Origin of the sequence: Paenibacillus cisolokensis (genome assembly GCF_018403665.1) — a bacterium.
Taxonomy (GTDB): Bacteria; Bacillota; Bacilli; order Paenibacillales; family Paenibacillaceae; genus Paenibacillus_AH; species Paenibacillus_AH cisolokensis.
The window spans coordinates 1-11,743 of sequence record NZ_BOVJ01000163.1; the positions used below are offsets into that span (position 1 = coordinate 1).

Here is an 11,743-nt window from a genome sequence, read left to right on the forward strand (position 1 = left end):
AGCTTCAGAATCCGCCGAAGTCGGAGCCGGGGGCGCGCAGAGGGATGATCTCGCGCTCGGCATGGGGACTGGATTACCACCATGTGCTGCGCGACCGGCTGGCCCGTCTGGAGGCGTGGCTGCGCGAACGCGTTCCCGAGCTGCGGGCCGAAAGCATGGTCGATACCGGGGCGCTGGTCGACCGCGCGGTTGCCGAGCGCGCCGGTATCGGATGGAGCGGCAAAAACGCGTCGATCATTACGCCGGAATGGGGCTCGTGGGTCTACCTGGGCGAGATGATTACGAATTTGCCGCTCCCCCCTGACGAGCCGGTAACCGAGAGCTGCGGCTCATGCACGAAGTGCATCGACGCCTGCCCGACGGGCGCGCTCGTCGGACCCGGACAGCTCGATGCCAAAAAGTGCATCTCGTTCGTTACGCAGACGAAGGATTGGGTCAGCGAAGACATGATGCGCAAAATCGGCAACCGGCTGTACGGCTGCGATACTTGCCAGATCGTCTGTCCGGTCAACCGGGGCAAAAACTGGACCCATCAGCCGGAGCTGCAGCCGGACCCGGAAAAGGTGAAGCCGCTGCTCGTGCCGCTGCTGACGATGAGCAACCGGGAATTCCGGGAAACATACGGCGACAGCGCATCGTCATGGCGCGGCAAGAAGCCGATTCAGCGCAATGCGGTGATCGGGCTCGGCAATTTCCGGGATGCGGAATCGGTGCCGGCGCTCATCGGCGTGCTGCGGAACGATCCGCGCCCCGTACTGCGCGGCACGGCCGCTTGGGCGCTCGGCCGGATCGGCGGCGCCGAAGCGGAGGCGGCGCTTATCGACGCGCTCGAGACCGAAGCGGACGAAGAAGCGCGGGCGGCGATTATGCGCGCGCTGACGGCGGTAAGGACGCCGGAGCCTGCCGCCGGGGCCGGGAGAGCGAAGGAAGGAAAGTCTTAACGGAAAGCGGACGAACATGCGGAGCAATTGCGCATGCTTCGTTCGCATGCTATGATAAGTGCTATTATGGCTGGTGCAAGCCGGAAACGAAAGAACAAAGGACAGGTGAATCAGAATTATGTCGGCTTGGGATATTGTCATTCCGGTTCTGACGCTGATCGTCGGAGCGGTAGGCGGTTTTGTCGGCGGCGTATTCTATTTGCGCAAGCAGCTGGAAAAATGCAGCGCGATCCCGAGGCGCTGCAGAAGATGGCCAAGCAGATGGGATACAATCTGAACAAACAACAGATGGCCAAAGCTCAGCAACTGCTGAATAAAAATACCGGAGGCCGGCACAACCGCCACTTCGGCGGCCGGAAATAGCCGGCGCGCGCGGAGCGTCTTCCGCGCGAGAAGGAGTGAAACGAAATGGCTGGGGTGAAAGATTACGTTAATCCGTCGGTTGACGAAAACCGCAAACAGATCGAGTATCATGTGAAAGAGATTTTGAGGCTGATCGGCGAAGATCCGGAACGCGAAGGGCTGCTCGAGACGCCGGCCCGCGTCACGCGCATGTACGAAGAAATATTCGCCGGGTACGGCGTCAACCCGCGCGACGTGCTCGGGGTGTCGTTCGACGAGCAGCATGAGGAACTGGTCATCGTCCGCGATATCGTATACTACAGCATGTGCGAGCATCATATGGCGCCGTTCTTCGGCAAAGCGCATATCGGCTACATCCCGAGCGGCAAAATCGCGGGCCTGAGCAAGCTGGCCCGGCTTGTCGAAGCGGTCTCGCGCCGGCTGCAGGTGCAGGAGCGCATTACTTCGCAGATTGCGGACATCATGGAGGAGTCGCTGCAGCCGCACGGCGTCATGGTCGTCGTGGAAGGCGAGCATCTGTGCATGTGCGCGCGCGGCGTGAAGAAGCCGGGAAGCAAGACGGTCACCTCCGCGGTCCGCGGAGAATTCCGCAGCAACGAAGCGCTGCGTTCGGAATTTCTGGCGCTGCTGAAGCAATAATTTTCCCATTGCGGCCCCCTTGTCGGGAACAGACAAGGGGGCTATTGTCGTTTGTCGGGAACGGACAGGGGTCTCTTGCCGTTCTAGCCGTTGCGCGATGGAGGCGCCGCGAAGGGGTGTTTTAATACGGCTTCCACTGGAGCCGGCTGGCTTCTGCGAAGCGTTCGCTTACGTAAGGCCAGTTGACGACGTTCCACCAGTCCTTGATATAATCGTCGCGCTTGTTCTGATGCTTCAAATAATAGGCGTGCTCCCACACGTCGAGCGGGAGGATCGGAACAACGTCCCACTGCGACAAGTTTTGATGCTTCTCGGCCGTCAAAATTTCCAGCCGCCGGCTGCGCGGGCTCCAGACGAGTATCGCCCAGCCGCCGCCTTCGACTTTGCCGGCCGCTTCGCTGAACTGCTTTTTGAACGCATCGTAGCTGCCGAAATCCCGCTTCAACTGCTCGGCAAGCGCTCCGCTCGGCCTGCCGCCGCCGTGCGGCGACATGACGTTCCAGAACAGCGTATGCAGGTAATGGCCGGCGCCGTTGAAGGCGAGCTCCCGCTCCCAATGCTTGACGAGATCGAAATTGCCGGTCCTTCGGGACTTCTGCAGCTCTTTCTCCGCCTTGTTTAGTCCGTCGACGTAGCTTTGATGATGCTTGTCGTGATGAATGCGCATCGTCTGCTCGTCGATATGGGGCTCGAGCGCATGATAGGGATAAGGGAGCGGCGGCAACGTATGTCCGCCGATCGGCACCTGCTCGACCGGCGACCGGCCGTCCTCCTCCGGCGGCGCGTCGGAACGGGGCTCTTCCCCGCCGGCTTCGGCTTGCGCAGCGCCGCTCGCTTCCGGAGCGCCGCCGTTTCGAAACGTCCCGTCCGCCGTCCCGAATTCAAGCGTCTCCGCATCGCCGCCGCTGTCATACGGGCTCCCGTCCGCCGTGTCCGTCTGCCGCCGCACTTGCTCGTGAGCCTCCATCATGCCGAGATAATAGGTTGATTCGCGCACGGCATGGAGAATAAAGGAACGGGCCTGCGGATTGTTGGCGACCGCGGCGCTCTCGTTCATCATGCGTAGCAGCTGGTCGACGAACGACTGCGACTGATAGGCGGAGGCATGGAGCAGCACGTCCGCCTGACCGGCAAGCTGCTCCGACCGCTGGCCGGCCTTCGGCAGCGCTTCGTCGATCCACAGGCCCGCCCGCCGCTCCGTCTCCGCGAATACCGGTTCCCACGCTTCCAGCAGTGACGCATATTCCGGCTCCAGATCGGGAGTCAGTTGCCTGAGTATGGCGGTATGCTCCCGTTCTTGCGTTTTCCAGAACCGAATTTCTTCCAGCAGCCGAATCGGCATGTAAGGTCCATATACAAAAAGCACGCCATCTGCCTCCCTTAAGGATGGAATACACCTTTTCTCTATAGATGTATTCCATCTTACGTTTGGCCTATGACGCTCCGCGAATAATATCATAACGTCAACTGCCTACGCGCCGGCAGTCGTCCGGTTTTGGTCGACCTGACTCAGAAACAATGCGGCCCGTTGAATATATTCCTTGGGATGGGCCCGGTACAATAGCTCGTGCTGGCCGCCGGGAACGATCCAGGTGCGGGAGAGCGGGTTCGATTGCCTGCTCCCGATCTGCTCGGCCGTCTGGTAAGGCGCCTTGGCGTCCTCCGTTCCATGGATGACATAAATCGGCATGTCGTAGGTTTTGTTCATAATTTGTCCGGATGGAATCCGGTTGACGGTCGTTCCGGTCCATAACGGAAGCATCGCTTCAATCAATAGCTTGGACGGAAATTTCGGCAAGTTGACAAATTGGGTTACATTGGAAAAAAGCGTATCCGAACTGGGCAGAAACAGGCTGTCCAATATCATCGCGTCGATCTGGTCCGTATAAAGCGCCGCCTGCAACGCGGTGCCCGCCCCCATCGAAAATCCCCATACGATAATGTCCTCGGCTCCCCGCGACTTCGCATAGTCGACGGAGGCGAGCAATTGCTGGGATTCTTCCCATCCGCCGGTTGCCGGCGCCCGGTATTGCTCGGAAGCGTAGCCGTAATCGAACATCAAAATGTTATAGTTCAGCCGATGCAGCAGTTCGGCGAGGTCGTACATCGGCACCCATGTTTCTTCCCGATTGGCGCCATAGCCATGGCTGAAGACGATGGTCCGGCGCGATTCGGACAGCGCACCGTCCCGGTCGGCCGCCGGAATGAACCAGGCGCTTACGGTCGTGCGGCCGCTGCGGCTCGGAAACGTGACGTTCTCGTAATCGAGACCTTTGGCGGTTTTCGGATCGGAGCCGAGCGAAGCGACGTAAGGATAGGCCAGCAGCCAGGCAACATAGGCGTGAAAGGCGAGAACGGTCAACAGCACCAGGGCGAGAGTCGCGGAAATAAAAGCGATCAGGACGTTTTTGCGGCGAATGCTTCTGCCGGCAACCGCATAATCCGGGTTCGGCATTTCGGGTGGCTGGGGAAGCGGCAGCAGTTCCGGAGAGAATCTGCCATCCAACGGCGCGATGCTTGTGCTCATGATGACTCCTCCCCTCTATATTGAAAGCGCTTCATAATAGCTGGTACTTCTATCGTATGTCCCAAGGACCGGTTTTGTCAATTCATGACGACACATTGTTAGACAGTTGTAATCTTGATGTAACATAGGACGATTGACCGAATGTTGCAAAGGGATATAGCGCCGATCGCTTTACGATCGGTCTGTGGTGAGGTATACTGAGTGTAACTCGGTTTCATTCTATGAAACGAACAGAGCGTGAACGACCGACCGACAAAGGAGGTACGGAGATGGAAGAAGGCAAATCGACGGTGCGCGCCGTGGAACGGGCGCTGGACATTCTGCTGTGCTTTACGACGGACAACGAGTGGGGAATGGCTGAAATCGCCGAGCGCGTCGGCCTCCACAAGAGCACGGTGCACCGCATGCTGGCAACGCTGGAAAACCGGGGATTTGTGGAAAGGGACAGAGTAACCGACCGCTACAGGCTCGGCATTAAAATATGGGAGCTGTCCGCCATGCTGTCGCGGTCCGACGATCCCGCCGTCATATGGCTTCCGGAAATGGAACGGCTGCGCGACTTGCTCGGCGAGACGGTCAGCCTCTATGTGCGTGACGGCATGGAGCGAATTCGCATTCAGGCGGTGCAGAGCAATCAGGCGGTGCGCCGGGTCGCTCCCGTAGGCGCGAGGCTGCCGCTGTACGTTGGCGCATCCAGCAAAGTGCTGAACGCATATGCCGATCCTGCCGAGCTGGAAGCGATCATGAGCGCCGACTCGTGGCCGGCGTCGATCGACCGGAACCAGTACCTGCAGCAGCTGGCCGACATCCGGGAGGCCGGTTACGCAACGAGCGTCGAGGAGCGGGAAGCGGGCGTCGCAGCGGTCTCCGCACCGATCTTCGACCGGACGGGCAAGCTTGTCGCGGCATTGTCGGTTTCGGGACCGGCGAGCCGGTTGACGATGGAGAAAATGCGGGAGCATGCCCCGCTTATTATGGAAACGGCCGGACGGATGGGCACGATGACGCTGTAGCTGTGACTGCGCGGCGGCGGCGAGGGAGTGCCGGCTGTCTTTGCTTTTTTCGCTTCGCGTTCGAAACGCTCTGCAAGCTTCCCGCATATTTCCTGGCGGGCGGCTTATACTATTTATAGAAACTGCGGCTGTCCGCAAGTTGATCTTGAAAGCATCGGTGTTACAGATTGAACGGAACCCCGAAATGGCAGTAATATTCCTCTAACGATAAAGTACACTATGTATATAGGAATTTAAGGGGATGATAGCTACGGAAAATAATTTGATTCAGGCGATCGAGAGCAACTGGATTAGTCTGCTCCTGTCGATTGCCGTAATTGCGCTGCTTTATTGACTGGCGCGCCGCCGCGTAAGCTTCGGCTACCGCGTGCTGCTCGCGCTCGGCCTCGGCCTTGCGGTCGGCATTGCGCTGAATGCGTTCAAGATCGACGCGACAAGCATCGGGACGATCGGTTCGATCTATGTCAACCTGATCAAAATGCTTGTCATGCCGCTCGTCGCAGTGCTGGTCATTACGAGCATCTCGTCCATATCGAGTCTCGGCCACTTGCGCAAAATCGGTGTGAAGACGATCTCGCTCTTTCTCGTTACGACCGGCATAGCCGCATTGATCGGCCTTCTCGTTGCGCTGGCGCTTTCTCCCGGCGCAGGCATCGAACAGTCGGCTCCGGAGGATTTCCAGGCGCGCGAAATCCCGACGTTTTCCCAGGTCATACTCGATCTGACGCCGTCCAACCCGATTAACGACATGGCACAGGGCAAGGTCGTTCCGGTCTTGATTTTCGCGATCTTCATCGCGGTCGCTCTCGTCCACTTGAATAGCCGGAAGCCGGAGGCGGCGGAACCGGTGAAGAAATTCGTCGATTCGTTCGCTCAAGTGATGCATCAGGTCACCAAATATATCATCCGGCTTACGCCTTACGGGGTATATGCCCTGATCGGCGCCATGGCGGCCCGATACGGAGCGGAGACGCTCAAGCCGCTCATCGGCGTCATTATTGCCACGTACGTGGCGCTCCTGATTCATTTCGTCCTGACGTTCGGCGGTCTGGTTACATTCGCGGCGCGTGTAAATCCGATCAAATTTTTGCGGAAGGCGTACCCGACGATTGCCGTCGCCTTTACGACGCGCAGCAGCTATGCGACGCTGCCGGTTAATCTGGAGGTGCTCACCAAACGGCTGCGCGTCTCGCCGCGTATTGCCAGCTTCGTCGCTCCGCTCGGCGCGACGATGAACATGAACGGCTGCGGCGGCGTCTGGCCGGCGATTGTGGCTATCTTCGTCGCCGAGGTGTACAACGTGCCGCTCGGCATCTCCGACTACATTCTGATCGTACTCGTGAGCATGATTTCGTCGATCGGCGTCGCCGGCGTGCCGGGACCGGCCTCGATTTCCACGACCGTCGTGCTGACGGCGCTCGGCCTTCCGCTTGACGGGCTCGGCCTGGTACTGGCCATCGACGCGATCGTCGATATGGGCCGCACCGCTGTCAACGCGACGGGCACGACGGTAACGACGCTGCTCGTGGCGGCGTCCGAGGGCGAATTCGATCGCGAATCGTTCGATCGGAACGAGGAAGACCCGCTCGAGTTGAATACGGCCTAGAATGCGGCAGAGCCCCGCGCGACCGATGCGTCGCGGCGGGGCTCTCGCTGTCCGGGCAGCAAGACGGGCGGCATGTTCGGCCGCCGGTTGCAGCGCCCGTCTCAAGTCCGCGACGGCCGAACATGAAGAAAGGACCTCCCGTTTGCACGGGAAGTCCTTTTTTCTGCATCCGATGAAATGCCCGGATATTACGCGTTGTTGGCAATCATTTGGCGAAGCACCGTTTGCAGGATGCCGCCGTTGCGATAGTAATCGACGTCGACCATCGAGTCGAGACGGACGGTGGCCGGGAATTCGAACGTCGTGCCGTCTTCGCGGGTGGCGACGACGCGTACGGTTTGACCCGGTTGAACGTTGTTGTCCAGACCGATAATGTCGAACGTTTCGCGGCCGGTAATGCCGAGCGATTTCCAGCTTTGACCGGACTGGAATTGCAGCGGCAGAACGCCCATGCCGACCAGGTTGGAGCGGTGAATCCGCTCGAAGCTTTCGGCCAGAACCGCTTTGACGCCGAGCAGATACGTGCCTTTCGCCGCCCAGTCGCGGGAGCTGCCGGTACCGTATTCTTTGCCGGCGATGACGATCAGGTTGCGGCCGTCTTGTTGATATTTCATCGACGCGTCGTAAATCGACATCACTTCGCCTGTCGGCAGGTAAGTCGTAACGCCGCCTTCCGTTCCCGGCGCAACCTGGTTGCGGATGCGGATATTGGCGAACGTGCCGCGCATCATGACGTGATGGTTGCCCCTGCGGGAACCGTAGGAGTTGAAGTCTTTGCGGTCAACGCCGTGTTCGATCAAATATTTTCCGGCCGGGCTATCCACTTTGATGTTGCCGGCGGGCGAAATATGGTCCGTCGTCACGGAATCGCCGAGCAGCGCCAGTACGTTGGCCGCCTTGATGTCGGCAATATCGCCGACTTCGTCGCCGAGGTTCTCGAAGAACGGCGGGTTGGCGATATAGGTGGACTTTTCGTCCCACTCGTACAATTCGCCTTCCGGCACCGGAATCGCATTCCAACGCTCGTTCTGCGTGAAGACGTTGGCGTATTTCTCGCGGAACATTTCCGGGCTCATTGCCGCGGAGATCGCTTGGCTGATCTCTTCCGACGACGGCCAGATATCTTTCAGGTAGACCGGCTCGTTGTTGTTGTCGTAGCCGATCGGATCTTTCGTCAGATCGATGTTGACCGTACCGGCGAGCGCGTAGGCGACGACAAGCGGCGGCGAAGCCAGATAGTTGGCTTTGACCTGCGCGTGCACGCGGCCTTCAAAATTCCGGTTGCCGGAGAGAACGGCAGCGACGGTCATGTCGTTGTCGGCGATCGCCTGGCTTACTTCGTCCGGCAGCGGGCCGGAGTTGCCGATACAGGTCGCGCAGCCGTAGCCGGCGACGTGGAAGCCGAGCGCCTCGAGCGGTTCGATCAGATTCGCTTTCTTCAAATATTCGGTAACGACAAGCGATCCCGGCGTCAGCGAGCTCTTGACATAGGCAGGCTTCTTCAATCCGCGCTCGACCGCTTTCTTGGCGACGAGACCCGCGCCCAGCATGACGCTCGGGTTGGACGTGTTCGTACAGCTTGTAATCGCGGCGATCACGACGGCGCCGGTGCCGATCTTGCTCACTTGACCGTCCGGATGCTTGACTTCGACAACCTCTGCGATTTTCTCTTCGGACAGGCCGTAGCCGCCTTTGTCGATCGGCGTACGGATAATGTCGTTAAACGATTCCTTCATGCTCGACAGCTCGACCCGGTCTTGCGGACGCTTCGGACCGGCGAGCGACGGCACGACGGTGGACAGGTCCAGCTCGATCGTATCGGAGAACACCGGATCGGCCAGATCGTCCGTGCGGAACATGCCTTGCGCTTTGTAGTAAGCTTCCACCAGCTGGATTTGCTCTTCCGAACGGCCGGTGCTGCGCAGGTAGTTGAGCGACTCGTTGTCGACCGGGAAGAAGCCGATCGTCGCGCCGTATTCCGGCGCCATGTTCGCGACGGTCGCGCGGTCAGCCAGGCTGATGTTGGAAAGTCCGGGGCCGTAGAACTCCACGAATTTGCCGACAACGCCTTTCTTCCGCAGCATTTGCGTGACGGTCAGCGCCAGGTCGGTCGCGGTCGCGCCTTCGGCCAGTTTGCCCGTCAGCTTGAAGCCGATAACTTCCGGCATGACGAAGTAGAGCGGCTGACCCAGCATGCCGGCTTCCGCCTCGATGCCGCCGACGCCCCAGCCAACGACGCCGAGACCGTTGATCATCGTCGTGTGCGAGTCGGTGCCGACGAGCGAATCGGGATAGACGATCGTCTCGCCGTCCACCGTCTTCGTCGCCGCGACGGATGCGAGGTACTCCAGGTTGACCTGGTGCACGATACCGGTCCCCGGAGGAACGGCGCGGAAGTTGTCGAATGCGGTCTGCGCCCAGCGCAGGAAACGGTACCGTTCTTCGTTGCGCTCGAATTCGACCTTCATGTTGTAATCGAGCGCTTCCTTGGAGCCGAAAGCGTCGACCATGACGGAGTGGTCGATGACGAGATCGACAGGAACGAGCGGATTAATCCGCTTCGGATCGCCGCCGGCTTTTTCACGGTGTCGCGCATGGCCGCCAGATCGACGACGACCGGAACGCCGGTGAAGTCCTGCAGGACGATGCGGGCGGGAATGAACGGAATTTCCTTGTCTTCGCGGCCATTCGCCCAATTGGCCAGCTGTTTTACGTGCTCGAGGGTAATGGCCCGTCCGTCGAACTGGCGGACTGCGGCTTCAAGCAGCACTTTAATGGAGAACGGAAGCTTCGAGACGTCTCCAAGTCCTTGCTCTTCCAGACCCTGCAGCCGGTAGTAGACGTATGATTTACCGCCGGCATTGAGCGACGTACGGACGGAGAATTGATCTTGTTTGGACATGAAAAGTTCCTCCTTGTCGCTGAAGTTGCGATTCCCAAAACAGTTTCACCAAATGAAACTCAATTTCAAAATCGCTTCTACCTATAGTATAGCGTCTTTCATATGGTTCCGTAAAGAGCGGTGTTGGCCTTGATCTCCAAAATCGTGCCGCTTCTTAACAGTTTTGACGAGTTGGCAAATATTGAAACGAACGCCGGACGCACGATTTTGCGGGCTGCCACATGAAACGGCCGGAACGGTCATATAATGAACCAGTTCAGCCCACCACATGTTTCCATTTGAGGAGGAATTGGCATGCCTCGTACCGGAAGCCGCGGAGGCCAACGCAGCCTGCCGTCCCGCTCGGCGCAGCCGAAGCCGGCGGGCTGGAAAGAGGCCGTGCGCGAATATGTCAGGCAGTATAATCAAGGAGAGATCGACCAGCATGTCGCGGTGTTCGACGGCATCATGTCGGATCACGACCACCGGTACAGACTGGATGACAGGCTGCGCCGGTTGCGCGACCGTGAATTGCTGCGCGGCGCCCTGCCCGCGGCAAGCAGCACGAAGACGGAAGTGTTGCGCGTACAGGAATCGCCGGGAGAAGTGTCCGTCCTCGTCGGATTGCATATCAAGCGAACGATCGACCAACGCGGTCGTGAATATACAGAGGAACGGTGCGAGCGCGAGCGGCTGTGGCTCAGCGAAGATTCCGGACGCTGGATCGTGACCCGGGTCGAGCCGTGGATCGGCGAGCGCCGCCCGCGATACGGTCCGGGCTCTGCGGATATGATCTTCGATCCGGCTTTCGGGGATGCGGAAGAAAGCTACCGCGGATCGTTCCGCCCGCTGCCGTCTCCTTACCTGAATTACGATCTGCTGCCGTCGATGAAGCGCCGGCGCGCGACGAAATATCGGCGGGATCTCGCCGCCGCCTACGCCGACCGCTGGTGGAATGAGCCGAATCCGGCTTTCGAAGCTTTCGCCGTCAACTGTACGAACTACGTCTCCCAGTGCATCTTTGCAGGCAACGCGCCAATGAACTATACTGGTAGGAGGGAAAGCGGCTGGTGGTACAAGGGCCGCGTCGGCGGTCGTGAGAACTGGAGTTTCAGCTGGGCGGTCTCTCATGCGCTGCATGATTATTTGAGCCGTCCGGGCACGAATGGCATGCGCGCCGTTCCGCTCGCTTCGGCGGCGGAGCTGAAACTCGGCGACGTCATTATATACGATTGGAACGGCGACGGACGCTACCAGCACACGACGATCGTGACCGCGTTCGATGCCGACGGCATGCCGCTCGTCAATGCGAATACGGTGTCCAGCCGCCACCGGTATTGGGATTATCAGGATTCCTATGCATGGACAGAGCAGACCCGGTACCGTTTTTTCACATTGCCGACGAATTTTAGTATGTCCGGCACATGAAGGCTGCATGAGATAGGCAAATTATAACGTAACCGGAGGATCAGTTATGGGGAAGAAGGTTCGCGTAGCACTTGTGTACGGGGGAAAATCGGGAGAGCATGACGTATCCCTGCAGACCGCGCTGGCGGTCATGTCGGCGTTCGATTACGATAAATACGAAATCAAACCATTTTATATTACGAACGACGGTGAATGGCGGACGGGCAAGACGTTGCTCGCTCCGCCCGACGATGTGGCCAAGCTGCGCTTCGCTCCCGATGAAACCGGGGAAAATGCGCTGACGCCGGTATTGAGAGGGCTCAGCCCGGCCGCTGCGGGAGAGGAAGCTCCGATCGACGTCGTTTT

The 11,743-nt window shown here is 59.3% G+C and carries 6 protein-coding genes and 4 pseudogenes; 7 read left to right on the forward strand and 3 right to left on the reverse strand.

Annotated features, from left to right (window positions below):
* The 3 genes and pseudogenes from queG to folE form a co-directional block, all read left to right on the forward strand.
* On the forward strand, positions 1–941 hold a 941-nt coding region (gene queG / locus PACILC2_RS20710; RefSeq protein WP_213530580.1), incomplete at its 5' end, for a tRNA epoxyqueuosine(34) reductase QueG.
* 118 nt (positions 942–1,059) lie between these two features.
* A pseudogene (locus tag PACILC2_RS20715) lies at positions 1,060–1,304 on the forward strand (YneF family protein).
* 45 nt (positions 1,305–1,349) lie between these two features.
* Positions 1,350–1,943 carry a GTP cyclohydrolase I FolE gene (folE, locus tag PACILC2_RS20720; protein ID WP_062496061.1) on the forward strand — a complete coding sequence of 198 codons (594 nt, stop codon included), beginning with the start codon at positions 1,350–1,352 and terminating at the stop codon, positions 1,941–1,943.
* 121 nt (positions 1,944–2,064) lie between these two features.
* Here the strand turns inward: folE and PACILC2_RS20725 are convergent, their stop codons facing one another.
* Positions 2,065–3,309: a Fe-Mn family superoxide dismutase gene (locus PACILC2_RS20725; RefSeq protein ID WP_213530582.1), complete on the reverse strand. Its 1,245-nt coding sequence runs from the start codon at positions 3,307–3,309 to the stop codon at positions 2,065–2,067.
* 105 nt (positions 3,310–3,414) lie between these two features.
* The gene (locus PACILC2_RS20730) at positions 3,415–4,470 is read right to left on the reverse strand and encodes an alpha/beta hydrolase (RefSeq protein ID WP_062496057.1); all 1,056 of its coding nucleotides are present in this window, start codon (positions 4,468–4,470) and stop codon (positions 3,415–3,417) included.
* A 269-nt stretch (positions 4,471–4,739) separates the two neighbouring features.
* On the opposite strand from PACILC2_RS20730, the gene PACILC2_RS20735 reads away from it, so the two are divergent.
* Together PACILC2_RS20735 and PACILC2_RS20740 are read left to right on the forward strand one after the other, a co-directional pair.
* Complete coding sequence (locus tag PACILC2_RS20735) at positions 4,740–5,483, forward strand: IclR family transcriptional regulator (RefSeq protein ID WP_062496055.1); 744 nt, start codon at positions 4,740–4,742, stop codon at positions 5,481–5,483.
* A gap of 241 nt (positions 5,484–5,724) precedes the next feature.
* A pseudogene (locus tag PACILC2_RS20740) lies at positions 5,725–7,089 on the forward strand (dicarboxylate/amino acid:cation symporter).
* Positions 7,090–7,277: 188 nt separating this feature from the next.
* Here PACILC2_RS20740 and acnA read toward each other — a convergent pair.
* Positions 7,278–9,991 (reverse strand): annotated as a pseudogene (acnA, locus tag PACILC2_RS20745) (aconitate hydratase AcnA).
* Between the two features lie 294 nt (positions 9,992–10,285).
* Between acnA and PACILC2_RS20750 the strand changes: the two are divergent.
* Both PACILC2_RS20750 and ddl read left to right on the forward strand, forming a co-directional pair.
* Entirely contained in the window at positions 10,286–11,398 is a 1,113-nt protein-coding gene (locus PACILC2_RS20750) for an amidase domain-containing protein (RefSeq protein ID WP_213530584.1), read from the forward strand.
* A gap of 46 nt (positions 11,399–11,444) precedes the next feature.
* Positions 11,445–11,743 (forward strand): annotated as a pseudogene (gene ddl / locus PACILC2_RS20755) (D-alanine--D-alanine ligase); the annotation flags it as partial.

Coding starts and splice junctions, on each gene's coding strand:
- PACILC2_RS20730 (WP_062496057.1), bottom strand. CDS start 4,470: ATGAGCACAAGCATCGCGCCGTTGGATGGCAGATTCTCTCCGGAACTG.
- folE (WP_062496061.1), top strand. CDS start 1,350: ATGGCTGGGGTGAAAGATTACGTTAATCCGTCGGTTGACGAAAACCGC.
- PACILC2_RS20735 (WP_062496055.1), top strand. CDS start 4,740: ATGGAAGAAGGCAAATCGACGGTGCGCGCCGTGGAACGGGCGCTGGAC.
- PACILC2_RS20750 (WP_213530584.1), top strand. CDS start 10,286: ATGCCTCGTACCGGAAGCCGCGGAGGCCAACGCAGCCTGCCGTCCCGC.